Origin of the sequence: Microbacterium nymphoidis, assembly GCF_021044885.1 — a bacterium.
GTDB lineage: Bacteria > Actinomycetota > Actinomycetes > Actinomycetales > Microbacteriaceae > Microbacterium > Microbacterium nymphoidis.
In genome coordinates this window covers 30,175-55,493 of record NZ_JAJNOD010000005.1, presented here as the reverse complement: position 1 = coordinate 55,493, position 25,319 = coordinate 30,175, and the positions used below count along the sequence as shown (strand labels likewise).

General features: G+C 69.1%; 21 protein-coding genes. 16 read left to right on the top strand and 5 right to left on the bottom strand.

Features of this window, described 5'->3' with window-relative positions; genetic code table 11:
• Window positions 1-189 precede the first annotated feature (189 nt).
• The gene (gene recQ / locus LQ566_RS14350) at window positions 190-2,133 is read left to right on the top strand and encodes a DNA helicase RecQ (RefSeq protein ID WP_231092569.1); all 1,944 of its coding nucleotides are present in this window, start codon (window positions 190-192) and stop codon (window positions 2,131-2,133) included.
• A gap of 246 nt (window positions 2,134-2,379) precedes the next feature.
• Here recQ and LQ566_RS14345 read toward each other — a convergent pair whose 3' ends face one another.
• On the bottom strand, window positions 2,380-3,636 hold the full coding sequence (locus LQ566_RS14345) for a TetR/AcrR family transcriptional regulator (RefSeq protein WP_231092411.1): 1,257 nt from the start codon (window positions 3,634-3,636) through the stop codon (window positions 2,380-2,382).
• Between the two features lie 214 nt (window positions 3,637-3,850).
• Here LQ566_RS14345 and LQ566_RS14340 point away from each other — a divergent pair, with 214 nt between their 5' ends.
• Together LQ566_RS14340 and LQ566_RS14335 are read left to right on the top strand one after the other, a co-directional pair.
• Window positions 3,851-5,941, top strand: a complete 2,091-nt coding sequence (locus LQ566_RS14340; protein ID WP_231092410.1) for an acyl-CoA dehydrogenase family protein — start codon at window positions 3,851-3,853, stop codon at window positions 5,939-5,941.
• A 182-nt stretch (window positions 5,942-6,123) separates the two neighbouring features.
• The gene (locus tag LQ566_RS14335) at window positions 6,124-6,387 is read left to right on the top strand and encodes a DUF6458 family protein (RefSeq protein ID WP_231092409.1); all 264 of its coding nucleotides are present in this window, start codon (window positions 6,124-6,126) and stop codon (window positions 6,385-6,387) included.
• 74 nt (window positions 6,388-6,461) lie between these two features.
• Here the strand turns inward: LQ566_RS14335 and LQ566_RS14330 are convergent, their stop codons facing one another.
• Genes LQ566_RS14330 through LQ566_RS14320 form a run of 3 tightly spaced genes read right to left on the bottom strand, consistent with a single transcriptional unit; the run spans window position 6,462 to window position 9,648 of the window.
• Complete coding sequence (locus LQ566_RS14330) at window positions 6,462-7,481, bottom strand: Gfo/Idh/MocA family protein (protein ID WP_231092408.1); 1,020 nt, start codon at window positions 7,479-7,481, stop codon at window positions 6,462-6,464.
• Window positions 7,478-8,476, bottom strand: coding sequence for a Gfo/Idh/MocA family protein (locus tag LQ566_RS14325; protein WP_231092407.1), 999 nt, complete (start codon window positions 8,474-8,476; stop codon window positions 7,478-7,480). Before LQ566_RS14325 ends, LQ566_RS14330 begins: the two co-directional genes overlap by 4 nt.
• Before the next feature lie 14 nt (window positions 8,477-8,490).
• Window positions 8,491-9,648 (bottom strand): ROK family transcriptional regulator, encoded by a 1,158-nt coding sequence (locus tag LQ566_RS14320; RefSeq protein WP_231092406.1) that lies wholly within the window; start codon window positions 9,646-9,648, stop codon window positions 8,491-8,493.
• A gap of 182 nt (window positions 9,649-9,830) precedes the next feature.
• Here LQ566_RS14320 and LQ566_RS14315 point away from each other — a divergent pair, with 182 nt between their 5' ends.
• The 8 genes from LQ566_RS14315 to LQ566_RS14280 all read left to right on the top strand — a co-directional run bounded on the left by LQ566_RS14315 (window position 9,831) and on the right by LQ566_RS14280 (window position 17,947).
• Window positions 9,831-11,087, top strand: a complete 1,257-nt coding sequence (locus LQ566_RS14315; RefSeq protein WP_231092405.1) for an ABC transporter substrate-binding protein — start codon at window positions 9,831-9,833, stop codon at window positions 11,085-11,087.
• A 71-nt stretch (window positions 11,088-11,158) separates the two neighbouring features.
• Window positions 11,159-12,109: a carbohydrate ABC transporter permease gene (locus tag LQ566_RS14310; protein WP_231092404.1), complete on the top strand. Its 951-nt coding sequence runs from the start codon at window positions 11,159-11,161 to the stop codon at window positions 12,107-12,109.
• Window positions 12,106-12,972: a carbohydrate ABC transporter permease gene (locus tag LQ566_RS14305; protein WP_231092403.1), complete on the top strand. Its 867-nt coding sequence runs from the start codon at window positions 12,106-12,108 to the stop codon at window positions 12,970-12,972. The genes LQ566_RS14310 and LQ566_RS14305 overlap by 4 nt, the downstream gene beginning before the upstream one ends.
• Before the next feature lie 14 nt (window positions 12,973-12,986).
• A complete protein-coding gene (locus LQ566_RS14300; protein ID WP_231092402.1) occupies window positions 12,987-14,021 on the top strand; it encodes an NAD-dependent epimerase/dehydratase family protein in 1,035 nt (344 codons plus the stop codon).
• Window positions 14,021-15,076, top strand: coding sequence for a dihydrodipicolinate synthase family protein (locus tag LQ566_RS14295; RefSeq protein WP_231092401.1), 1,056 nt, complete (start codon window positions 14,021-14,023; stop codon window positions 15,074-15,076). The genes LQ566_RS14300 and LQ566_RS14295 overlap by 1 nt, the downstream gene beginning before the upstream one ends.
• Window positions 15,073-16,101, top strand: coding sequence for a hydroxyacid dehydrogenase (locus LQ566_RS14290; RefSeq protein WP_231092400.1), 1,029 nt, complete (start codon window positions 15,073-15,075; stop codon window positions 16,099-16,101). The genes LQ566_RS14295 and LQ566_RS14290 overlap by 4 nt, the downstream gene beginning before the upstream one ends.
• 6 nt (window positions 16,102-16,107) lie before the next feature.
• Window positions 16,108-17,031, top strand: a complete 924-nt coding sequence (locus LQ566_RS14285; RefSeq protein WP_231092399.1) for a Gfo/Idh/MocA family oxidoreductase — start codon at window positions 16,108-16,110, stop codon at window positions 17,029-17,031.
• A complete protein-coding gene (locus LQ566_RS14280; RefSeq protein ID WP_231092398.1) occupies window positions 17,024-17,947 on the top strand; it encodes a GNAT family N-acetyltransferase in 924 nt (307 codons plus the stop codon). The genes LQ566_RS14285 and LQ566_RS14280 overlap by 8 nt, the downstream gene beginning before the upstream one ends.
• Window positions 17,948-18,011: 64 nt before the next feature.
• On the opposite strand, the gene LQ566_RS14275 is transcribed toward LQ566_RS14280, so the two are convergent.
• Window positions 18,012-18,668 (bottom strand): GntR family transcriptional regulator, encoded by a 657-nt coding sequence (locus LQ566_RS14275; RefSeq protein WP_231092397.1) that lies wholly within the window; start codon window positions 18,666-18,668, stop codon window positions 18,012-18,014.
• 176 nt (window positions 18,669-18,844) lie between these two features.
• On the opposite strand from LQ566_RS14275, the gene LQ566_RS14270 reads away from it, so the two are divergent.
• The 5 genes from LQ566_RS14270 to LQ566_RS14250 are packed head-to-tail and all read left to right on the top strand — an operon-like array spanning window position 18,845 to window position 25,289.
• A complete protein-coding gene (locus tag LQ566_RS14270; protein ID WP_231092396.1) occupies window positions 18,845-20,389 on the top strand; it encodes an ABC transporter substrate-binding protein in 1,545 nt (514 codons plus the stop codon).
• Window positions 20,386-21,348 (top strand): ABC transporter permease, encoded by a 963-nt coding sequence (locus tag LQ566_RS14265; RefSeq protein WP_231092395.1) that lies wholly within the window; start codon window positions 20,386-20,388, stop codon window positions 21,346-21,348. The genes LQ566_RS14270 and LQ566_RS14265 overlap by 4 nt, the downstream gene beginning before the upstream one ends.
• The gene (locus tag LQ566_RS14260; protein ID WP_231092394.1) at window positions 21,341-22,198 is read left to right on the top strand and encodes an ABC transporter permease; all 858 of its coding nucleotides are present in this window, start codon (window positions 21,341-21,343) and stop codon (window positions 22,196-22,198) included. The genes LQ566_RS14265 and LQ566_RS14260 overlap by 8 nt, the downstream gene beginning before the upstream one ends.
• On the top strand, window positions 22,195-23,925 hold the full coding sequence (locus LQ566_RS14255) for an ABC transporter ATP-binding protein (protein WP_231092393.1): 1,731 nt from the start codon (window positions 22,195-22,197) through the stop codon (window positions 23,923-23,925). The genes LQ566_RS14260 and LQ566_RS14255 overlap by 4 nt, the downstream gene beginning before the upstream one ends.
• A complete protein-coding gene (locus tag LQ566_RS14250) occupies window positions 23,922-25,289 on the top strand; it encodes a hypothetical protein (RefSeq protein ID WP_231092392.1) in 1,368 nt (455 codons plus the stop codon). Before LQ566_RS14255 ends, LQ566_RS14250 begins: the two co-directional genes overlap by 4 nt.
• Window positions 25,290-25,319: the final 30 nt, after the last annotated feature.

Sequence of the window (25,319 nt, the reverse complement as noted above, 5' to 3'; positions counted from 1 at the left end):
GTCTGCGCGTCGGGGATCGTCTCCTCCCCAACTCGTCAGCGCGAGCCGGATCTCCTCATCGTGCCTGCCCCGAGTCCACCGTCGGAGGGCGTCGGTAGACTCGCGGGGGTGAGCTCCTCGGCCTTCTCCCACCCCGCTTCCCGTTCCGGCGCGGATGCCGATCAGCCCCCGTACGACCCCTACGCCGACATCCCGTACGACGACGAGCCCCCGTACGATCCGTATGACGAGCCTCCCGTCGACCTCGATTTCCTCGGGGGCCCGCCGGTGCCGGCGGGATACGCACCCGCACCGGTCGCCGCGCCACAGGCTCGTGCGTCACAGTACGCATCCGCGCTCGAGGCACTGCACACGGTGTACGGCTACGACGCCTTCCGCGGTGATCAGGGCGCCATAGTGCAGCACGTGATCGACGGCGGGGATGCGATCGTGCTGATGCCGACCGGTGGTGGCAAGTCGCTCACCTATCAGATTCCTGCCCTGGTGCGAGAGGGCACCGGGCTCGTGGTCTCCCCGCTGATCGCCCTCATGCACGATCAGGTGGATGCGCTGCAGTCCAACGGCGTGCGCGCCGCGTTCTTGAACTCCACCCAGTCCACCCAGGAGCGTCAGGCGGTCGAACGGGCCTACCTGGCCGGTGAGCTGGACCTGCTCTACGTCGCCCCGGAACGCCTTTCCGGACACGCCACGCGTGCTTTCCTGCAGCGCGGTTCGTTGAGTGTGATCGCCATCGACGAGGCGCACTGCGTCGCGCAGTGGGGCCATGACTTCCGGCCGGATTACCTGGCGCTGGAAGACCTCGGGGAGGTGTTCCCCGGCGTTCCCCGCATGGCACTCACCGCTACGGCGACGCGTGCCACGCATCGTGAGATCACCGAACGGCTCAGGCTGCCCCGTGCCGAGCACTTCGTGGCCAGCTTCGATCGGCCCAACATCCAGTACCGCATCGAGGCCAAGATCGATGCGCGACGTCAGCTGGTGCAGTTCATCCGCTCGCAGCCGGAGGGGTCGGCCGGCATCGTCTATGCCCTGAGCCGGAAGGCGGTCGAGCAGACCGCGGAGCACCTGCGCAAGCAGGGCATCGACGCGCTGCCGTACCACGCCGGCCTTCCCGCCGACGTCCGTGCGGCCAACCAGTCCCGCTTCCTGCGCGACGACGGCGTCGTGGTGGTGGCCACCATCGCGTTCGGCATGGGCATCGACAAGCCGGACGTTCGCTTCGTCGCCCACATCGACCTCCCGAAATCCGTCGAGGGCTACTACCAGGAGACGGGTCGTGCGGGCCGTGACGGTGCGGACTCGGTGGTGTGGATGGCCTACGGTCTCGGGGATGTGGTGCAGCAGCGGCGCCTCATCGATCAGGGCGAGGGCGATCGCGCCCACAAGATCCGTCAGCAGCAGCACCTCGATGCCATGCTCGCGCTGTGTGAGACCGTGCAGTGCCGTCGCCAGAATCTGCTCGCCTACTTCGGCCAGGATTCCCCGCCCTGCGGAAACTGCGACACCTGCCTGACACCGCCTGACACGTTCGAGGGCACCGTTGCGGCGCAGAAGCTGATGTCGACCATCGTGCGGCTGAAGCGCGAGCGCAACCAGGCGTTCGGTGCCGGTCAGCTGATCGACATCCTGCGGGGTGCGTCCACGGACCGCATCCGTCAGTATCGCCACCACGAACTCGCCACCTATGGCATCGGTGCGGATCTCTCCGAGGCCGACTGGCGCTCGGTGGTCCGCCAGCTGCTCGCGCAGGGACTGCTGGTGGCGCAGGGTGAGTACGGCACTCTCGCCCTCGGCGAGGGCAGTGCCGAGGTGATGCGGGGCGAGCGGTCCGTACTGATGCGGCGGGATGTCCTGGGGCGCACCTCGAGCGCGGGCCGGGCCAGGAAGGCCTCCGCCGCCGACGAGCTGCCCGAAGACGCCCGCGAACTGTTCGAGGCTCTGCGGGCCTGGCGGGCTGCCCAGGCTCGAGAGCAGGGCGTTCCGGCCTACATCGTGTTCGGCGACGCGACGTTGCGCGCGCTCGCGGAGCATCGGCCGTCATCGCTCGCGGATCTCGATGGCATCACCGGCATTGGCGCCAAGAAAAGGGACGCGTACGGCGAGGCCGTGCTGGCCGTCATCGCCGAAGCGTAAGCGGGCCGACTCGCGGATCGGCTCTTGGCAGGTTGCCAATCGGTCGATAACATGTTTCCAAGCGGTCGGCTCTCGGGGGAGAGCAGAAGCGCATCGCACAACAGAAGATCGACACGATCCTGACCTCAGGGCGGGATCGGCGAGAAGTGGCAGCGAACGAGTCGGGGGGCTCCGCTGCCATGCGTTCTGAGGCGATGCGAAATCACGCCGTCAGGTCGAGCCCGATTCGGGTGGGCGACCGACGAGTCAGGCGTCCGGATTCCGATCGGGCGCCTGACTCGACCTCCGGTCTTCCGCGGGGTCGATGAGTACCTCGGACAGATGCGCGGTGATCTCCGCCGCGACGTCGATCGACGCGTCGAAGCGTGAGATGAGCTGCAGGCCCTCCCAGAGGGCTACGAGGCGAATCGCCTCCACGCGCGGCTCGCGCAGGGAGCGCAGCTGCCCGTCACGCTCGGCGTCGGTGAAGGCGCGGGTGGAGCAGTCGATGAGAGTGGCGAAATGCTCACGGAAGCCCTCGTGCAGCGGGTGCCCGGCGCTGGAGGCCTCGGCGCTCAGCACGACGTGCAGGTTCACCAGCTCAGCGGCCCCGGCGCACACCGCCCGCCACTGCGCGGGGATCGCGTGCAGCCGCTCGGCCCCACGGATCGCACGCGTGCCGTCGGACAGCGCGTTCACCATGTCGGCGCTGCGGTGCAGCACAGCGCGGACGAGGTCGTCCTTGGTCGGGTAGTGATGGAACAGGGTCGCCTTGGCGATTCCCGCTGCGGCCGCGAAGGCCTGCATGCTGGTGCCGCTGTACCCGTGTGCCAGCAGCAGCGAGGTGGCGGTGTCCAGGATGCCGTCGCGCCGCGACGTGCCGGGGGGCAGCGCGTCGGTGAGCGGCCGGGTGGCCCCGGAGCCGGGATCGCGGACCGGCAGCGCAGGCTGACGGATGATGGCGGTTTCGTCGCGGATCAGCTGGGGCGTGTGAACGACCGCGGGAAGGTACTGCTGCAGCAACTGCGCCCCGTTCCACAGTGCCAGGAAACGGGCCGCCTGTGACCGGGTCGCGCGGGTGGCGGCCACGACCCCCTCGGCGACCCCGCGTTCCAGTCCTGCAGAGAAGGCCTCGAGTCGCGCCTCGTACGAGCGCCGCGCCGCGTCATGAGCGGGGTGGGTGGGGGAGGTTCCCTCGCCGACGAGCGCGGTGAACACCTGGAGGCGATCGGGGCGGCTGCTCGCCTCATCAGCGAGGGCGATCATCCACTCGTCGACCGTCAGCTCTCCGCGGCCGGAGAGGGCGGCGAGCGTGTCGGCCTCGTACTGTTCGTGGATGGCGAGGAGGATGTCGCCCTTGGAGGCGAAATGGCGTCGCAGGGCGGTGTGACTGATGCCGGCGTGCGACGCGATGTCTCGCAGGGAGGCGGCGCGGTAGCCCACCTTCATGAACACGTCAGTGGCCGCGTCGACGATCAGAGCGCGTCGTTGCGGGGCAGGAAGACGGGCGGTGGGTGGCGTCATCGTGAAAGGGGTCGCGGCGGACTAGCCGCCAGTCTAGTGGTCGGTGTGGTTCCGCTCCGAGGGGCTGTGGATGTGTGGAATCTGCACAGCGGCCGTGAGACTCAGTGTCACGAAGTTGTACACTCAGTCCAACATGCTTGGTCGTCGTCAGACCTCGGCCTAGCGTGTTGGTGAGGTCCGTCATGCGGACCGAGGACTCACACGAGGAGTATCGATGACTGATCCCGACGTGTACGTACACGCCGCAAATTCCCCCGCCGCGGGCGAGCCCCGTATCGACGTGGACCGCGTGACCGACATGCTGATGGGCACCTGGGCGGACGTTCGCCGCCAGGCGCGCGAGCTGGTCAAGGATCCGGCGCTCTGGCGCGATGACAGCCTCGGCATGCGCGAGCACCGTGAGCGCGTGCTCGCGCAGCTGCACGTGCTGGTCGACAACAAGGCCGTGCATCGTGCCTTCCCCCAGCGACTGGGCGGGGGCGATGACCACGGTGGCAACATCGCCGGCTTCGAGGAGCTGGTCCTGGCCGATCCGAGCCTGCAGATCAAATCCGGCGTGCAGTGGGGCCTGTTCGGCGCGGCGATCCTGCACCTCGGAACCGAGACGCATCACGAGACCTGGCTTCCCGGCGTCATGGACATGTCCATCCCCGGGGCCTTCGCGATGACCGAGATGGGGCACGGCTCCGACGTCGCCGCGATCGGCACCACGGCCACTTACGACCCCGAGACCGAGGAGTTCGTCATCAACACGCCGTTCCGTGCGGCGTGGAAGGACTATCTCGGCAACGCCGCGAAGGACGGCATCGCCGCGACCGTGTTCGCCCAGCTGATCACCAACGGGGTCAACCACGGCGTGCACTGCTTCTACGTGCCGATCCGCGATGAGAACGGCCAGCTGCTGCCCGGCGTCTCCAGCGAGGACGACGGGCTCAAGGGTGGTCTCAACGGCATCGACAACGGCCGGCTTGCGTTCGACCACGTGCGGGTTCCCCGCACCAACCTGCTGAACAAGTACGGGGACGTCGCGGCGGACGGCACGTACTCCAGCCCGATCGCCAGCCCCGGACGGCGCTTCTTCACGATGCTGGGCACGCTCGTCCAGGGCCGCGTCTCGCTCGACGGCGCCTCGTCCTGGGCGTCCGCGGTGGGGCTCACCATCGCCATCACCTACGCCACGCAGCGCCGTCAGTTCGACCAGGGATCGGGCACGGATGAGACGGTGCTGCTGGACTACGGAAAGCACCAGCGGCGCCTCCTGCCGCGCCTGGCCACCACGTATGCCCAGATCTTCGCGCACGACGAGTTCCTGAAGAAGTTCGACGGCGTCTTCAGTGGGCGCGCCGCGACCGACGACGACAGGCAGGACCTGGAGACACTGGCCGCCGCGCTCAAGCCGCTGTCGACGTGGCACGCGCTGGACACCCTGCAGGAGTGCCGCGAGGCCTGCGGCGGTGCCGGATTCATGTTCGAGAACCGGTTCACCGGCCTGCGCGCCGACCTCGACGTCTACGCCACCTTCGAGGGGGACAACAACATCCTCCTGCAGCTGGTGGGCAAGCGACTGCTGACCGAGTACGGGCAGCAGGTTGCGGGCAAAGACCCGAAGCAGCTGGCGGCGTTCGCGGTCGGTCAGACAGCGGGCAAGGTGTTCCACGGTGCGGGTCTTCGCCGCCTGGGACAGGCCGTCGCCGATCTCGGCTCGACGGCGCGCTCGGTGGAGCTCGGCCTACGCGGTGATGACCAGCACGAACTGCTTCAGGAGCGCGTCCAGCAGATGGTCGCCGACATCGCCATGCGGATGCGCGGCGGGAAGAAGCTGAGCGCTGAGGAGAGCTTCGCGCTGTTCAACGAGAACCAGACCGAGCTCATGGAGGCGGCTCGTGCCCACGGCGAGCTGCTGCAGTGGGAGGCGTTCACCGACGCACTGGCCTCGGCTCCGGACGACGGTACGCGCGAGGTGCTGACCTGGGTGCGCGACCTGTTCGGACTGGGACTCATCGAGAAGCACCTGGCCTGGTACATCATCAACGGCCGCCTGTCGACGCAGCGTGCCGCGTCGGTGTCGCGCTACATCGATCGGCTCTGCGCGCGGCTGCGTCCGCATGCGCTGGATCTGGTCGGGGCGTTCGCCTACGAGCCCGAGCACCTGCGCGCTCCGATCGCCAGCGGTGCCGAGCAGGTGCGCCAGGACGAGGCCCGTGCCTACTATGCCGCCCTCCGTGCCTCTGGTGAGGCGCCGATCGACGAGAAGGTGCTGCACAAGCAGCAGAAGGAGGCGGCGAAGTCCGCCGCCCGCGCCTGACCGCCGCGAGAACCCATGCGGGTCCGATAATCCCGGGTTGCCGGGTGGTTCGGACTCGCATGGGTTTCTCGCATGTCAGAACTCGCGATGATGCGCAAGGGGGGTTGCGCACAGACGGGTTCGGGCTAGCGTGACCAGTCGACCGCACCAGGGTCCGCCCGGACCCGGATGAGGAGGCTCACATGAGTATCGGTTTCGGCATCTTCCTGTTCGTCGTCGGCGCTGTGCTGGCGTTCGCCCTGAACGTCGAGGTGGACTGGATCGACCTCGACCTGGTCGGCTACCTGCTGATGGGCGCTGGAGTCGTCATCACGATCATCGGCATCGCCCTGCTGCTGCGCCGCCGCACCACGCGTTCCGTCGCGAACACCACCGTCGACCCCGCATCCGGCTCGCAGACCACCCGTCGCGAGACCTCCGCTCCGGATTCCCCCGACGTGATCTGACACCCCCCGGTTCATAGCGCGCAAATGGCCCCAAAAATCCGACTTTTGGGGCCATTTGCGCGCAATGAACGGGGCTAGGGGAGGCGAATCGGCGTACCGGCGGAGGCAGCGGAGGTGCGCGCGGCCGCCACGATCTCCAGCGTGCGGATGCCAACGGCGGCATCCGGCTGAGGCGTCCGATCCATCCGCACGGCGTCGAGGAACTCGGACAGCATGAGGGCATCGAGGTCGGCGCCCACGGGAGTCCAGGTCTCGCCGGCGGCGTCATGACCGGCGACGCCGCGGCGGAACGGGCTCACCGTCAGCGTGCCGAGCTCCAGCACGATCTGCAGCGTCAGGCCGCCCCACGTGGGCGAGCTCATCGGCCAGCTCCATGAGCAGTCGATGCTGGCGATGATCCCGCTCGGATACTGCACGGTGACGAGGCCGCCGGTCTCGACCGCCAGCTCACGGTCCGCGTGCAGGATGCGGTTGGAGACCGCACGCACGGTGGCAGCGCGTTCGCCCAGCAGCTCGTCGATGAGGTCGGCGCAGTGCACCACGTGGTCCACCAGCGCTCCACCGCCGGCGAGGTCGGGGTCGGTGAACCAGGCGCGATCCTGCGGCAGCTTGCCGTTGTTGACCCCCGTGATGCTGATCACCCGGCCCAGCCGGCCACTGCGGATCTGCGCCAGCGCATCGCGGAACTCGGGAGCGAAGCGCACGGGGTAGGCGACCATCAGCAGCACGCCGGCGGCCGCGCATGCGTCGCGCATCGCCTCGGCATCGGCGACCGTGGTGGCCAGCGGCTTCTCGCACAGCACATGGGCACCGGCCTCCGCCGCGCGCAGCACCAGGTCGCGGTGCCGGGCGTTCTCGGATGCCACGACGACGGCATCCGGCCCCCAGGCGAAGGCCGCGTCGTAGCTGTCGACGTACGCCACGCCCAGCTGGGCGGCGAGCTCAGCGCCGCGGGGAGCGTCATCGGGGGCGGTGGCGCCGTCGGGATCGGTGGCGATCAGCTCGATGTCGGGGTCCTGCTGCAGCGCGTGCACGTAGCTCAGCGCGTGCGTGTGGGCGAAAGAGAGAACGGCGACCTTCAGTCGACGGGTCATGCGGAGACCTCCGTGAGGGTGACGGGCTGACCGGAGCGGATCGAGGCCATGGCGGCCTCGGCCAGCGCGACGGCGGCGATTCCGTCGGCGGGGGAGACGCGTGCTTCGCCGCCGGACCGGATCGCGGCGACGAAGGCGGCGATCTCGCTGTAATAGGGGCTCTCCTGTGCCGACATCGGCGGCATGTAGCCGGCGTCATCCGTGACGGCGACGTCCGCCACGAGGGTGGCGTCATCGCGGCTGGCGAAACTCAGCCGTCCCTGGTCGCCCGACACCTCGATGGAGGTACGAAACGGCATGCCCGGGCTCAGCCAGGTGGCCTGCAGGTGGGACAGGACGCCGTTCGCGTGGGTGAGCGTGACGTGCGCGGTCACCGGGACCGGCACCTGCCCGTCCACGCTCGCGGGGTGCTGCACGGCGTAGACCTCCGTGACGTCGCCCGCGAGCCACACCGCCTGATCGAGGTCGTGGATCATGAGGTCGCGCACGACTCCGCCGCCCTTCGCCTCGTCGAAGAACCAGCGCGTCGAAGGCGCCTGGCCCATGCGGGTGAACCGCTGGGTGGCGACGCGTCCGATGCGCCCCGCACGCACCTGCTCGCGCAGCGCGTGGTATTCGGCGAAGTAGCGCACCACGTGGGCGGGGAACAGTCGCACACCGGCACGTTCCGCCGCGGCGGCGACGTCGCGAGCGTCTTCGGCGGTGGCCGCCAGCGGCTTCTCGCAGATCACGTGCACCCCCGCGTCGATGGCACGGAGCGCGATCTCCCGGTGGGTGCCGGACGGGGTCACGATGTCGACGATGTCGGCTGCGTCGAGCACCTCGTCGAGCGTGGCGACGGCGGTGAAGCCGTACGCGTCGGCGAGCTCCTGGGCACCGACGACCGAGTGGACGAGCACGCGCGCGCCGAGGGCGCGCCATGCGTCGGCGTGGACGGCGGAGATGCCGCCGGCGCCGATGAGACCGACCGTGAGGTCGGTGAGGGGATGCGACATGGAAGTCCTTCCGGTCAGCGATCGGCGGCCACGAGTGCCGCGTCCTCGAGGGGGGCGATGGGAGGCGGGGGGAGGTCGGGAAGTCCCGTGACGTCGTCCGCGCAGCGGATGAAGGCGAACACCACGGCGCCGTGGGCCGCCGCCTCGCCGCCGAGGCGCGCCGCGACGATCGGCAGGTCGACGGGGATGCGGATGCGGCGCATCACGGCGGTGCGCAGGGGCGCGAGCAGGGCCTCACGTGCCAGCGACATGCCGCCCCCGATCACCACCATGGCCGGATCGATCGTCATCGCGAGGGTGGCGATCCCACGTGCCAGTTCGTCGATGAAACCGGTGAGCTCGGCGCGTGCCTCCGGGTGGCCGGACTCGGCCAGTGCGAACACCTCTTCACCGCTGCCGGCAGTGCGCCAGGCGATCTGCCCGGTGTCTTCGTCGATCCCGCGGAACGCGAGGCGGCCGATGTCGCCGGCCGCGTTGTGCGGACCGCGGCGTGGACGGCCGTCCAGGATGATCCCCGCCGCGATACGCGCGCCCACCGACAGGTAGAGGACGTCGTCCACCAATCGCGCGGCACCGAGGTGGTGCTCGGCCACGGCCGCGAGACGCACGCCGTTGTCCAGCACCACGGGGCAGCCGAGCCGCTCCCGGAGCAGACGGGCGACGTCCACTCCGGGCCAGGCGGTGAGGATGACGGACGCGACGACCCGCCCCGAGTCGTCGACGATTCCCGGCAGGGCGACACCGACGGCGCGCAGGCCGCCGTGCGGGGTCCGGACGGCGGCGACCGCCGCATCGATCGCAGCGACGACGGCGTCGAGCTGCGTCGCGGCGTCAGCATCGGGGTCGAGGCCCGGTGCGCGTTCATGGGCCACCACCACGCCCGCGAGATCCGACAGGACGACTCGCACACTGTGCACGCCCACATCCACACCCGCCACGAGGCCGGCGGCCGCGGAGAAGCCGTAGTGGCGCGCGGGTCGCCCGGCGCCTCGACCCGGCAGCGGCTGCGCGTCGGCGACAAGCCCCGCATCCTGCAACTGTGCCAGCGCGTTCTCCACCGAGGTGCGGGAGATCTCCAGCGTGCGGGCGAGATCGGTGGCCGTCGTCGGTCCGCCGTCGCGCAGACGCAGGGCGGTGCGGGCGACGATCGTCTGCTCGGCCACGGTTGGCATCGGCGCTCCTTCGCATCGTTTCCGGAAAATTACCACACGAGTGTGATTAGCCGGCCCTTCGATGACAGCACTCCAAACCATGTCGGTCAAGAGTTTCTGGAAAGGGCTTGACGAAATATCACATCGCATTGTCATAATAGACCCGTCCCCCTGAGCACCCAGGGCGTGAGCAAAGGAGCATCATGCGCGTGAAGAAGTTGATCGCAGCCACGGCGGGACTCGCCGCCGTGGGACTGCTGGCCGGTTGCGGCGCGAACGCCGGGTCCGGTGGCGATGCCGCAGCAGGTGGTGACCAGAAGGTCACGGTGTGGCTGTACCCCGTCATCGCGGACGAGGCCAAGCACAAGGCGTTCTGGGATGAGACCGTCGCCGCGTTCGAGAAGGACCACCCGAATATCACGGTGGACTACGAGATCTTCCCCTGGGCGAACCGCGACGAGGGATTGCAGACGGCCATCGCCGCGGGCAAGGGGCCGGACCTCGTCTACCTCATCCCCGATCAGCTGGCCGCGTACCAGAAGTCGATCGAGCCGATCGGCCCCTACCTCAGCGATGAGCAGAAGGCCGACATCCTCCCCAACGTCACCGAGTCGGTCACCATCGACGGCAACATGATGGGCGCGCCGCTGCTCACCAGCGTCAACCCGCTGATCTGCAACGCCGCCGCCTTCCAGGAAGCGGGCGTCACCGACTACCCCGCCACGTGGGACGACGTGCTGGCGATGGCGCCGAAGTTCACCGAGAAGGGGATGTACGCCATCAACTACCCGGCGGCTCCCGAGAACACCCTGAACATGTCGTTCTACCCGCTGCTGTGGCAGGCAGGCGGCAGCGTGTTCACCAAGGACGGCTCCGCGGTGGAGTTCGACAAGAAGCCCGGCCAGGAAGCGCTGGAGTTCGTCTCCACGCTGGCGCAGCAGAAGGCCATCGAGCCGGACGCCCTCAGCACCAACCTGCCGCTGGAGCAGACGGCCCTGGCCAAGGGCAAGGTCGGCTGCACCTGGACGAACATCCCCGCAGAGCTCGAGTCGTTCTGGGGCGAGGAGAACATCGTCGTGCTGCCGCCGCTGACGAAGGAGAAGTCGGTGGCGTACGGCACCGTCGGCTCGCTCGCGCTGCTGAAGGGATCGAAGGCGAAGGAGGCGGCCGGCGAGTTCGCCGACTACGCCACCGGCGGCGAGGTGATCAAGCCGTACCTCATCGAGGCGGGCTTCTACTCCGCGGTCACCTCGACCGGTGCTCTGTACGCCGACGACCCCGTGATGTCCAAGATGGAGGCTCAGGTGCCCACCGCCACCGTGGGCGAGCTCTTCACCAGCTCGCGTGCGCTGATGGGCGTGCTCGCCCCGGAGATCCAGGGCGCTCTGCTGGGACAGAAGTCTGCGAAGGACGCCCTCGACGCCGCGGCTTCGGCCGCAGGCCCGCTGCTGACGCAGTGACCCTCCGGGGGCGCGCTGGTCGCATCGAGCGCGCCCCCGGATCCCGATTCCACCACGCAGGGAGTCCGACAATGTCGACGAAGACCACTGAACCGCCGCGGCTCGACGCTGCGCTTGCGGGCGCGTCGGGAGCCGCGCCCTCACCCGGCGCGCGCCTGACCCGCCTGCTCTCGCGTCGCGAAGCACGCGTCGCCTTCCTGTTCGTGCTGCCGGCCTTCCTGCTCTTCATCGCGTTCCGGTTCGGCCCGTCGATCGTGGGTGTGGGGCTGAGCTTCTTCCACTACGACATCTCGGGCGAACTGGATTGGAAGGGCATCGCCAACTTCCAGCGGATGGTTGCCGACCCGCTGTTCTGGCGGGCGCTGTCGGTCACCCTGCTGTTCGCGGTGTTCTCCGTGCCCATCGCGCTGGCACTGTCCACCGTGATGGCGCTCGGGGTCCGACGTGCCTTCCGCGGCTCGCGCTTCTTCCGCTCGATCTTCTTCCTGCCCGTCATCACCTCCCTGGTGCTGGCCGGTGCGGTGTTCAAGTGGATCTTTTCCGCCGACGGTCCGTGGTCGCAGCTCATGGCACCGCTGGGCCTCGGCGGATCCTGGCTTGGAAGCCCCGTGCTCGTGATCCCGGCGCTGATCATCGTGGGCGTGTGGTCGCGCTTCGGCTACGGCATGATGATCCTCATCGCCGCGATGCAGGACGTGCCGCGCGAGCTCGAAGAGGCGGCCCTGATGGACGGCGCCAACGCCTGGCAGCGCTTCCGCTTCATCCTGATGCCGCATCTGAAGCCGACGTTCTTCTTCCTCGCCGTCATCGAGACCACGGCGGCGTTCCAGGTCTTCGACGTGATCTACGTGATGACCGGGGGTGGTCCCGCCAACGCCAGCTACTCCCTCGTCTACATGCTGTACGACCAGGGCTTCAAGTACTTCAACTACGGCTACGCGGCCGCGATCGGCGTCGCGCTGTTCATCATGACCCTGGCCGTCGCGCTCATCCAGCGCCTGGTGATCGGAAAGCAGAAATGAGCGCCACCACCGCCTCGCGTCCTCAGCGTTCCTACCGCGCTCTCGAGCCCAGCGGCTGGGGGATCGTCGGCCGCTGGATCTGGCTGAGCATCGCCGCCGTCTTCAGCTTCTTCCCCTTCTACGCGATGGTCGTGCTGAGCCTGAAGCCGGGCATGGCGGTGGAGCTACCGGGCTCCCTCCTGCCGTGGGGCAACATCTCGTTCTCCTCCTACGAGCAGGTGCTGAGCGGGCAGAACCTCCTGGTGTGGCTCGGCAATACGCTGATCTACTCGCTGGTCTCCGTCGTCATCGTGCTGTTCCTGTCCGCGATGGCCGGCTACGCCTTCGCGAAGAAGCGCTTCCGGGGCAAGGAGGTGATGTTCTGGTCCTTCCTTTCGATGGTCATGGTCCCGTTCCACGTCACGCTCATCCCCACCTTCATCTTCATGGCGTGGCTCGGGGGTGTGGACACCTACTGGGGTCTCATCCTGCCCTCGCTCGCCAATGCCCAGGCCGTCTTCCTGATGCGCCAGTTCATCCAGGGTCTGCCGGACGAGCTGTTCGAGGCCGCGCGCATCGACGGTGCGGGGGAGTTCCGCATCTTCCTGCGGATCGTGCTGCCGCTGTGCAAGCCCGTGCTCGCCACCCTCGGCATCTTCGTCTTCCTCTGGCACTGGAACGATTTCCTGTGGCCGCTCATCGTCGGAAAATCCAGCGACATGTGGACCCTGACCGTGGGCATCTCGTCCCTGCAGCAGCAGAGCGTTCCGCTGAGTGTGATGCTCGCCGGCTCCGTCGTGGCGCTGCTGCCCATCTTCCTCGCCTACCTCGTCGCGCAGCGCTACGTCCAAGAGGGCGTCGCGAGTGCGGGCATCAAGGGCTGATCGAAAGGAACGTCGTGACCGACTTCACCTTCACCTCCGAGGCCGATCTCGAATCGGCGCTGGCCGAGCCGAGTGCGGCCCTCATCGAGGACATGCGCGCCGGGTCCGGGGATCTGGCGATCCTCGGTGCGGGCGGCAAGATGGGGCCTACCCTGGCCATGCTCGCTCGCAAGGCGATGGATGCCGCGGGCCGCTCTGAGGACCGCGTCTACGCGGTGTCGCGCTTCGGCGACGCCGCGCTGCGCGAGCGGCTCGAGAGCGCGGGCGTGGTCGTCGTGCCGTTCGACCTCGTCGAGGCGGATGATCTCTCCGCGCTTCCCGACGCCGCCGAGGTGGTGTTCATGATCGGTGCGAAGTTCGGCGCCGCCACCAGCCCGTCGTGGGCATGGGAGGTGAACGCGGCACTCCCGGACCGCGTCGCACGCCGCTACCGCGACAGCCGGATCTCGGTGCTCTCCACGGGAAACGTGTATCCGTTCCTGCCCGCCTCGTCCGGCGGCGCGAGCGAGGATGTCACGCCCGCGCCCATCGGTGAGTACGCACAGTCCTGCCTCGGACGCGAGCGGGTGTTCGAGTTCGGCGCGCAAGAGCGCGGCACGGCCGTCTCGATCATCCGGCTGAACTACGCCGTGGACCTCCGCTACGGTGTGGTGGCCGATATCGCGGCCGCCGTGCTCGCGGGTGAGCCGGTCTCCGTCGCCACCGCGAACGTCAACGTGGTGTGGCAGGGCTACGCCAACGAGGTGGTGCTGCGGAGCCTGCGCCACGCCAGCTCCGAGGTCTTCACGGTGAATCTCACCGGTCCCGAGACGCTGAGCGTGGCCGCCATCGCCCGCCGCATCGGCGCGCTGGCAGGGCGCGAGGTGACGCTCGTCGACGAGCCGCAGGCCACCGCTCTGCTCAGCGACTCCAGCCGCTGCATGGCGCTGTTCGGCTACCCCTCGGTATCCGCGGACACGCTCGTGCGCTGGCAGACCGCGTGGCTCGAGGCCGGCCTTCCCACCATCGCCAAGCCCACCAAGTGGGCTGTCCGCGACGGGAAGTTCTGATGCACGCACTTCGCCCCCAGGCCGCCGCGACGCTCGCGCGCGGTGTCGTCATTCCCGCTCATCCGCTGGCTCTGACGGCCGAGCGCACCCTGGACGAGCGACGCCAGCGCGCCCTCACGCGGTACTACCTCGACGCCGGCGCCGGCGGTGTGGCTGTTGGCGTCCACACCACGCAGTTCGAGATCCGCGATCCCGAGCACGGTCTCTTCGAGCCGGTGCTGCGCCTGGCCATCGAAGAGGTCGAAGCGCATGGCGATCCGTCCGTGATCCGGATCGCGGGTGTCTCCGGGAACACGGCGCAGGCGGTGGCCGAAGCGGAGCTGGCTCACGAGCTCGGCTATGACGCGGTGCTGGTGAGCCCGCGTGTACCGGGGGCGTCGCCGGCAGAACTGCTCGATCGTGCCCGCGCCATCGGAGAGATCATGCCGCTGGTGGGCTTCTACCTGCAGAGCGCCATCGGCGGACCCACGCTGGATCGTGCGTTCTGGCGCGATTTCGCCTCGATCGACGCCGTGGTGGCGGTGAAGGCGGCGCCGTTCGACCGCTACCGCACACTCGAGCTGGTGCGGGGTGTGGCCGAGTCCGGCCGCTCGAGTGAGATCGCCCTGTACACCGGCAACGACGACGCGATCCTCGCCGACCTGCTTGCCACCTACACGGTCGATTCTCCGGCAGGGCCGCAGACGCTGCGCTTCGTGGGCGGTCTTCTCGGTCAGTGGGCCGTCGGCACCCACGCCGCGGTGCGGATGCTCGACCAGGTGCACCGCGCCCTGGCGGGAGACGACGCGCTGCTGCGGATGCTGACGGCACGAGCGGCCGATCTGGTCGACGTGAACCAGGCGGTCTTCGACCCGGGACACGACTTCCACGGCGTGATCGCCGGTGTCCATGAGGTGCTCCGCCAGCAGGGTCTGCTGGAGGGGACCTGGTGCCTCGACCCCGCCGAATCGCTGTCGCCGGGGCAGGCGGACGAGATCGCCCGCACGCGGCTCGCCTATCCTGATCTCGCCGATGACGCCTTCGTCGCCGAGCATCTGGAAAGGTGGTTGGTGTGAGCGCACCCCGGATCATCGTCGCCGTTCCCGCCCCGCTCGTGGGGGAGTTCTTCAGTGCCGAGAGCTGGTCGCGGCTGGAAGCGGCAGCCGCGGCGCTCGCCGTGGCCGACGGCGCGGATCCGGCCGGCGCCCTCGTCCGGGTGGACACCCTCGCGGACGTCGCCGATCCCGGTCAGGCCCAGGTCTATGTTCCCGCGTGGGGTGCGGCTGCGGTGGACGCGGAGACGATCGCGCGCATGCCACGTCTGCGGCTGCTCGCCCACAGCGGCGCGAGCGTGCACTTCCTCGTGACGGATGCGCTGTGGGACGCAGGCATCCGTGTCACGCAGACGGGAGCGGCGATGGCGCGGCCCGTCGCCGAGGTGTCGCTGACGTTCACGCTGTCGCTGCTGCACCGGGTCCACCGCCTCGACCACGCGATGCACGCGGGTGAAGGATGGGAATCGGCCGTGGAGCCGGGGGCGCAGCACGAGATCGGCGGCTGTCCGATCACCGTGGTGGGCGCCTCGCGCACCGGACGCGCATATCTGACGCTGCTGCGCGCGCTGGGCGCCCAGCCGCTGCTCGTGGATCCCACCGTCGATGCGGACGAAGCCGCATCGCTGGGTGCCCGTCTCGTCGACCTGGAGGAGGGGATGAGCGCTGCCCGGATCGTCGCGCTGCATGCGCCGTCGCTCCCGCAGACGCACCACATGATCGGTGCCCGCGAGCTGGGGCTCATGGCCGACGGTTCCGGCCTGGTCAACACCGCGCGATCCTGGCTGGTGGATGAGGCCGCGCTGCTGGCGGAGCTTCGCACCGGCCGCATCGACGCCGCGATCGACGTCTTCGATCAGGAACCGCTGCCGCTGGATCACCCGTTCCGCTCGCTGGATAACGTCCTGCTCACACCGCACCGCGCCGCAGGGACTGTGGAGGGTCGCCTGCACCAGGGTCGCATCGTGGCCGACGAGGTCGAGGCGTATCTTGCCGGCCAGCCGCTGCAGCACGCCGTGACGCGCGAGCAGATCGCGACGATGGCCTGATCCGGCATGACGGTTCGTCTCGGCTTCCTGGGCGTCGCTCACGCGCACCCGGCCATCGACGCGGCGAACCTCCGTGCGCTGGGCGTTGAGCTGATCGGCGTCGCCGATGATGATGATCCCGCGCGTCGCCGGGACTTCGCGGAGCGCTTCGGTGTGCCGGAAGTGACGATCACCGAGCTGGTCGCGCTCGCCCCCGACGCGGTGATCGTCACGGCGCGTACGGCGCTCGTCGCCGAGTTGCTGCCTGCGGTGCTCGGCATCGTGCCCACGGTCTTCGTGAACAAGGTGGCAGCTGCAACGCCGGGCCATCTGGCGGCTCTGGATGCCCTGGGCGGCGGTTTCGGAACGGCGACCCCGCTCGCCTTCGCCCCGGCTGTGCGGGCCCTCGCCTGGGACGTGCGTGATCGGCGGATCCTCGGGGTCCGGGTCCTCGCCCACCATGACGCCGCGCCGTTTCGCTCACCCGGACGCGAGTGGCAGGACGATCCGGCGGACGGCGGCGGAACGCTGCTGTCGGTGGGGTCGCACGCCTGGCAACTGGTCGACGCGGTGCTGCCGGGCGCATCTCTCGTGGCGATCGACGGTGAGCTGGCATGGCGGGACGTGGGCGCATCGGAGGATCTCGCGCAGGCGATGGCCCAGGTGCGCCACGGCGGGTCCGATGTCCCGGTCCAGCTCACCGTGTCCGGCCTTGCGGGCGACGACCGCTACGAGGTGGAGGTGTTCACCGAGGCCGGCATCCGCGGCGCGGTGCTGACCGATGCCGCACAGTTCGGGTTCGCCGAACTCGCCGGGGCGGTGGCTGCGGCCGCCCGCCGTGGCGAGACGCCGTATCCCTGGACCACATCGCGCGCGGCCGCGACCAACGCCGTCACCGCGGCGCGCCTGCTGCGCACGACATCCTCCCCTGCGGAAAGCCCCCATGACTGATTCCGACGATCTGATCCTCCGTCACGCGCGGCCCGCCGACGAGCCTGAGCTGTTCGCCCTGTGGGCCGCCGCGTTCACACCGCCGCTGGCACCCGGTCAGTGGCTGCTGGATACCGATCGCCACGCCCACACCCAGGTTGCGGTGCTCGATGGACACGTGGTCGGCTCGGTGTACGGCATGCCGAAGACACTGCACGAGGATGACCGGATCGCGTCCGTGCACGCGATCGGCAGCGTCGCCGTGGCGACGGCGGCACGCGGCCGCGGTGTCGCCGCCCGCATGGTGGAGCGGTCGCTGGACGATGCCCGCACAGCGGGTTGCGAGTGGGCGCTGCTGTTCACGGACACGCCCGGTGTGTATCGATCGCGCGGCTTCGAACAGCTGACGATGCGCCGGGTTCGCCGTGGCGCCTGGTCTGCGTCCGTCGATCCGAGCGGCGAGGGCGCGGTCGGCGATGTCGTCGCGTCGCCGACCGACGAGGGGAATCTCCGCGGCGTCGACAGCATCTATCGCGCATCGCGCCTCGGCCGTGTGGCGCTCGCCCCGAGCCGCCGCGACCTGGACTTCCGCGCTGCCGCGTATCGCCTGGCCGGCACCGTGATGCACCGCGCTGCCGCGGCCTACGTCATCGAGCACGTCGAAGACGGCACCGGTGTGATCGACGAAGTCGCGTGCACGCCCGGCGCCGTCGCCGACCTCGGTGCTGTGCTCGCTGCTGTCGCGCGGTCGTGGACATCCGCCGGGATCGGCTCGTGCAGCATCGCGGTGCCCGCGCTGGCTGAGCTCGACGATGCCATCGCCCGCTTCGCCCCCGCAGCGATCGACGAGCTCGACACCACTGCGATGGTCCGGGCCCTCACCCGCGAGCCTCGCCTCAGCCACCCGCGTCACTTCGGCGCCGCCGACTACTTCTGAGGCGACTCCGGTTTCATTGCGCGCACTTGGTTCCAAAACCCGGGGTTTTCGGGCCAAGTGCGCGCTATGAAGCGGGATCGTCCAGTGGGATACGTGCCGCGCCCTCGACGATGTGGTGGGCGATGACCTCGCGCAGTCGTGCGACATCACCCGAGGCGAGAGCGTCGACGATCACGCGGTGACTCTGGGTGTGGGCGTGCTGCTGGTCGGCACTCAGCTCGGAGGTGGTGGCGAGGAGGAACGACGCGATGCGCCCCTGCAACCGGGTGGACATGTCCGAGAGCAGACGGTGTTCCGCCAGCTCGGAGAGGGTCTCGTGGAACGCGCGGTCCTGGCGGAAGATCTCCGCGGTGTCGCCGGGCTCGGCGGCGTCCATCGCGTCCAGGATCGTCTCCAGGCGGTGCCGCGCATCCTCGTTCCATCGCTCCTGGGCGCGTTCGGCGACGAACTGCTCCAGGACGATGCGCAGCGAGGTGATCTCGTCGAGATCGGCACGCGTCATCCGTGCGACACGAGCGCCGCGCCGAGGCTCCCGCTCCACGAGGCGCTCCTCGGCGAGGCGGGCGAGGGCCTCACGCACGGGGATGTGGCTCACCCCGAGACGCGCGGCGAGCTTTCGTTCGACCAGTCTCTCCCCGGGCTTCAGCTCACCCGCGTAGATGGCGTCGCGAAGCTCCTCGGTCACCTGCTTGGCGACGTTCTGGTCTGAGACCGTCTGCATCGTTCCCCTGTTCTGCGCTCGCGTCCCACACGCTCGCCCCCTCCATGGTGCACTGCTGCGGGGAAAGTGACGACACTGGACACGTGGCTGGTTTTGCTACATGCTATAGCGAACAGGCTCCCCCGCACAGCACCCCCGGGGGAGTCACCCGAAATCCCGAGAGGCGAGGAACCGCAATGCAACGAGGACGTTTTCTGCTGGCCGGCGCGCTGGTCGCCGCCCTTCTCACCACCGCGGGCTGCGCCGCGGGCACTTCCGGCAACGATGCCGGATCGGACGGCGGATCCGCCACCGGCGGAACCCTCACCGTCGCCGCCGCTCAGGGCATCCCGCAGCTCAACCCCGCCATCCGCACGTTCGCCTGGGAGGAGGTGCTGTTCCCCCTGCTGTGGAACGGGCTCACCAAGACCGACGAGTCCGGGGCGGTGGTCGGTGACCTCGCCGAGAAGTGGGAGGCGTCGGACGACCAGAAGACATGGACCTTCACGCTGCGCGACGGCGTGACCTTCTCCGATGGCACCCCGTTCACGGCCGAGACGGCCAAGGCGGCCCTGGACTACTACGTGGATCCCGACACCGCCACGCAGGAGAAGAACAAGATCTCGATGATCTCCGACGTCACCGCCACCGACGACACCACCCTCACGGTGACGCTGTCGGAGCCGGTGGCCACCTTCCCCGCCGCGCTGGTGTGGGTGAAGATGATCGACGCCTCGAAGGTGGACTCCATCGACAAGGAGCCCATCGGCACCGGTCCCTACACGGTCTCCAAGTTCACCCCGGATGACAGCGTCACGCTGGTGCCGAACGAGAAGTACTTCGGCGACAAGCCCGCGCTGGATCAGATCACCATCGTCAAGGCCGCGGAGTCCACGGCCGCCGTCACGGGGCTGCGCTCCGGCGATATCGACGTGCTCTGGTCCGTGCCCCAGGGTGATGTGGCTCAGCTGGAGGCCGGTGGCGACATGGTGATGGTGCGTCCGAAGAGCCCCAGCCAGTGGCCGTCGTGGGAGATGGACACCACCTCGGCACCGTTCAACGACGTGCGTGCCCGGCAGGCGCTCGCCTACGCCATCGACCGGCAGGCCATCCTCGACGCCGCCTACTCCGGCCAGGGCGTGGTCTCGCCGACCAACAGCGCCCTCAACGCCGAGAACTCCTGGTTCGGCGGCGATCTGATCGACTACAGCTACGACCTCGACAAGGCGAAGGAGCTGTTCGCGCAGGCCGGTGTGAAGGAGGGCGACACCCTCACCTGGTGGGGCGTGGCCGGTCAGTACCCGGAGTGGAACACCAGCGGCGAGATCCTGCAGGCCAGCCTGAAGGAGATCGGCATCACACTGAAGATCGACAACAACGACATCGGAACCTGGGTGGACAAGTTCTACCCGGCCGGCAAGAGCTACCCCGCGACGATCGTGCCGAACTTCCAGTCCACGCCCACGGAGCCCGCGTACTCGCTGAACTTCTACCTGCCCGGCCGCTGCGAGTGCAACTGGACCGATGAGGACTTCACCACGGCCTTCTCGGCCGCCATGGCGGAGCCGGATGAGAAGGCCCGGAAGGACAAGTGGGCCAGCGTGCAGGAGATCATCAACCAGCAGGTTCCGCTGATCGTGCCGCTGCAGTCCACCGTGGTCACCGCCACGGGTGAGAAGGTCACCGGGGTCTGGGTCGAGGGCGGTGGCCAGCTCCACCTCGAGGGCGCGGCGCTCCAGTGATCGCACAGACCGCACGGCGGGTGGCGATCAGCATCGCGATGCTGATCGCCACCTCGCTGATCATCTTCATCGTCCTGCGGCTGCTGCCGGGAGACCCCGTCATCACCCGCCTGGGCTCCACCCCCGGTGTCGACGCCGCCATGATCGAGCGCCTGCGCCAGGAGGCCGGACTCGATGCCCCCATGATCCAGCAGTACCTCACCTGGATCGGCGGGCTGGTGCGCGGTGATTTCGGTCAGAGCTACTTCAACCAGTTCTCCGTGACCGAGCTCATCGGGCAGCGTCTGCCCGCCACGCTGGAGCTCACCTTCCTCGGCATCCTGCTCGCGGTGATCATCGCGCTGCCGCTGGGCGTGCTGGCTTCGCTGCGCCCGCTGGGCATGGTGGACCGCATCGTCACGGCGTTCTCCACCGTGGGGATGGCCCTGCCGCAGTTCCTCATCGGCATCGCGCTGATCATCGTCTTCGCGGTGCAGACCAAGCTGTTGCCGGCACGCGGGTACACGCCGTTCGACGAGGACCCGGGGGAGAACCTGGTGCGCATGGTGCTGCCGGCGCTCACCCTGGCCATCGCGGCGTCCCCGCTGCTGATCCGCTACCTCCGGGCCTCGATGATCGAGGTGCTGGACTCGTCCTACATCCGCACGGCCACCGGCAAGGGGCAGTCGCGGTGGGGTGTGGTGATCGGCCACGGGCTGCGCAACGCGCTCATCCCCAGCCTCACCATGCTGGGACTCATCGTGGGCTACACCCTGGGCGGCGTCGTCATCGTGGAGTACGTGTTCGGCATCCCCGGACTCGGTTCGCTCGCGATCGACGCGGTCTTCAAGCGCGACTACGCCGTGCTGCAGTCCGTCGTCCTCCTCATCTCCGCGATGTTCATCATCACCACCCTGATCGTCGACCTGCTCTACGGCGTCCTCGATCCCCGCCTGCGCACGAAGGGGCGTCATGGCTGACACGCTCACCCTTGTGACCGCCCGGGAACGCGCGACCCGTCGCCGTCGGTTCCCGGTCCTCACGATCATCTCCGCGAGCGTGCTGGGGCTCATCGTGCTGGCCAGCGTGCTGGCGCCGATCGTCGCCCCGTACGATCCCGCGGCCCAGTCTCCGGACCGCCTGGTCGGTCTGGGCGGCGCGCACCTGCTCGGCACCGACGAGCTGGGACGAGACCTGCTCAGCCGCATTCTGTTCGGCGGTCAGCTCACCATCTTCATCGCGCTCGGCGCCACCGTGCTCGCCATGCTGCTCGGCCTCGTGTGGGGTATGGCGGCCGCGTTCCTCGGTGGCTGGCTGGACGAGCTGCTGATGCGTCTGGCCGACACGGTGATGGCGATCCCGCAGATCCTGTTCGCGCTGGTGTTCGTCTCTGCTTTCGGTGCTGATCCCGTCAAGCTCGCCGTCATCGTGGGCATCCTCCTCACCCCCACGACGGCGCGCCTCGTGCGGTCCTCCGTGCTGAGCGAGCTGAAGGAGGACTACTTCACTGCGGCCGTCGCGTTCGGCGCCTCCCGTCCGCGTCTGGTGCTCACCGAGGTGCTGCCCAATGTGCGCGGAGCCATCGTGGTGCAGGCGGCGATCAACGCGGCCAACGCGATCCTGCTGGAGGCCTCGCTCAGCTTCGTCGGCCTCGGCATCGCGCCGCCGGAGGCGACGTGGGGCACGCTCGTGCAGCAGGGTTACCAGAAGATGTACCAGTCCATCGGCTACGTCATCTTCCCGGCGCTGTTCATCTTCGTCACCATCTGGCTGCTCAACGTGCTGGCCGACCAACTCGGCGCCGGCGAGAAGAAGGGGGTGCGCCGATGAGCGTGGAACCCGTGCTCGACATCCGTGGACTCACCGTCTCCTACGGATCCGCGACCCCCGTGAAGGGCATCGATCTGCAGGTCGCGCCCGGAGAGAAGCTAGGCCTGGTCGGCGAGTCCGGGTCGGGCAAGTCGCTCACCGCGCTGTCCGTGATGCGCCTGAACGCGGGCGCGCGGCTCGGCGGCGAGATCCGCTTCCAGGGTCGTGACCTGCTGGCTCTCAGCGAGCGGGAGATGGCGAAGCTGCGCGGCGGCGAGATCGCGATGGTCTACCAGGACCCGATGAGCTCCCTCAACCCGGTGCTCACCATCGGCGCGCAGCTGATCGAGGCCGTGCGTCTGCACGACCGTGTCTCGCGTCAGGCCGCGCACGCGCGTGCCGTGGAGCTGCTGGCCGATGTGGGTGTGCCGTATCCCGAGGAGCGGATGGCGCAGTACCCGCACGAGTTCTCCGGCGGCATGCGCCAGCGCGTCATGATCGCGATGGCGATGTCCTCGCGGCCCCAACTGCTGATCGCGGACGAGCCCACCACCGCACTGGATGTCACCACGCAGTCGCGCATCATCGATCTGCTCGACCGGATGGCCGCCGAGTACGGCACCGCGGTGGTGCTGATCACTCATGACCTCGGCATCGCCGCGGGCTTCTGCGAGCGCATTCAGGTGCTCCGTCACGGGCGCACGGTGGAGACCGGCGCCGTGGACGACGTGTATGCGCGACCGCAGGACCCGTACACCCAGGCGCTGATGGGCGCTGTGGTCGATCTCACCATCGATGTGGATCGCCCCATTCCCACGGCCGTCGAGGTGCTGGAGCGGGGAACGGATGCGGTGGGCGCCGAGTCTCTTCCGCCGCGCGAACCGGGCGACGTGCTGCTGTCGGTGCGCGATGTGACCAAGCGGTTCCGGCTGGGGTCGGGGCGGGTGGTCACCGCCGTCGACGGCGTCAGCTTCGACGTGCGCCGTGGGGAGACCTTCGGCCTGGTGGGCGAATCCGGATCGGGCAAGTCCACCGTCTCGAAGGCGGTGCTCGCGCTGAACCCGATCGACGGCGGCGCGGTGGAGTTCGACGGTGTCGATCCGCATCGCATCGGCGGTGGCGAGCTGCGTCAGCTGCGCCGGCGCATGCAGATGGTGTTCCAGGACCCGTTCTCGGCGCTCAATCGTCGTCAGACGGTGAGCCAGCTGATCGAGGCACCGCTGAAGGCGCACGGAATCGGCACGAAGGCCTCCCGCAGCGAGAAGGTGCGCGAGATGCTGCGGCTCGTGGGCCTCGGGGACGAGTTCGCGGAGCGCTTCCCGCGGGAGATGTCGGGAGGCCAGTGCCAGCGTGTGTCGATCGCGCGCTCCCTCGCGCTGGAACCGGACTTCATGGTGCTCGACGAGTCGGTCTCCGCGCTGGACGTCTCGATCCAGGCGCAGGTGCTGAACCTGCTGCGGGCACTGCAGCGCGAGCTCGGGCTGACGTACCTCTTCATCAGTCACGACCTCGCGGTGATCCGCTACATGTCGAGCACCGTGGCGGTCATGCAGCAGGGCAGAATCGTGGAGATGGGACCGCGCGACGACCTGTTCGCCGACCCGCAGCACGAGTACACCCGATCGCTGATGGCGGCGATCCCCGTGGCGGATCCGGCGCAGGAGCGCGAGCGTCGGCGCCTGGCTGCGGAGCTCGACGAGCGGACCGGGGCCTCCACCACCACGCTGCTGACGAAGGGACGCGCATGACCGGTCTGAACGAGCGCATCCCGGTGCCGGCTGCCGATCTTGAGGCGGGGGTCGCGCGCCGGATCATCGACCCGCCCGTCGGCATTCGCGCCCGCAACTGGGGCCCGGCGGACTGGAACGCCTCTGAGGGACAGCATCGGCACATGACGCTGACGGCCCTCGCCTTCCGCTCGCCGGGAGACGAGCCGGTCGTGCTGATCACGGCGGACGCCACCTGGTGGCGCCGGGTGGCGGATGAGGCCGGCGTGCGCTCCGCCGTCCTCGCCGCCACGGGACTTCCGCCCGAGCGCCTGATCATCTCGCTCAGCCACACGCACGCGGGTCCCGTGCTGTGCGCGGCCGATGCCCATCTCGAGGGCGGGGAGCTGATTCCGGGTTACCTGGAGCACTTCGCATCCCAGGCATCCGACGCCGCCCGTGAGGCGCTCGGCGCGCTGGCACCGGCGCGACTGGAGTGGGCGGTCGGGCGATGCTCGCTCGCGGGCAATCGCGAGCTCACCCTGGACGGCCGCGCCCTCGTCGCCTTCGCGCCGGAGGAGAGCGCGGATGACACCGTGCTCGTCGGTCGCCTGACGCGGGAGGGCTCGGCCCTCGCCACGATCGTGAACTATGCGTGTCATCCCACCACCCTCAGCTGGCAGAACCGTCTGGTCTCGCCGGACTACGTCGGGGCGATGCGCGATCTGGTCGAGGAGAGCACGGGCGCGCCGGTCGCCTTCCTGCAGGGGGCCTCGGGGGAGCTGGCCCCGCGCGAGCAGTACACGGGCGATCTCGCCGTGGCGGATCGCCACGGTGCATCCCTCGGTCACGCGGTGCTGGCGGCCCTGGCCGCACTGCCCGATCCCGGAACCAGCCTCCAGCTCACCGGTGTGGTCGAGTCCGGGGCACCGCTCGGGATGTGGCAGCCGACGCCGGTGGCCGCCGACACCGTCATCGGCGTAGCGAACGCCGCGGTGGAGCTGGACCTGGTCGATCTTCCCTCCCTGGAGGAGCTGGCCGATCAGTGGGCGGACATCGACGCACGCAGCCGCGAGGAGCGGCTGCTGCGGGCACGGAATCTGCGGGAGGGGTACATCGACGGGCCCACCGTGCAGCACCCGGTGTGGGTGTGGCGACTCGGCGGCGCCGTGCTGGTGGCCCACCCCGGCGAGGCATACTCCCACCTGCAGACCGCACTGCGATCCCGCTTCCCCCGGCACGCGGTGGTGGTCGCCAACCTGAGCAACGGCCCGGGCTTCGTCTACCTCCCGAGCGACGACGCCTATGAGCGCGGCGCCTACCAGGCCTGGCAGACCCCGCTCGCCCCCGGATCCCTGGCGCGGCTGGAAGCCCACGCCGCTGATCTCATCTCCTCGCTCGTCTGAGCGCCGACATCGCTGTACAGAAGGACCCCT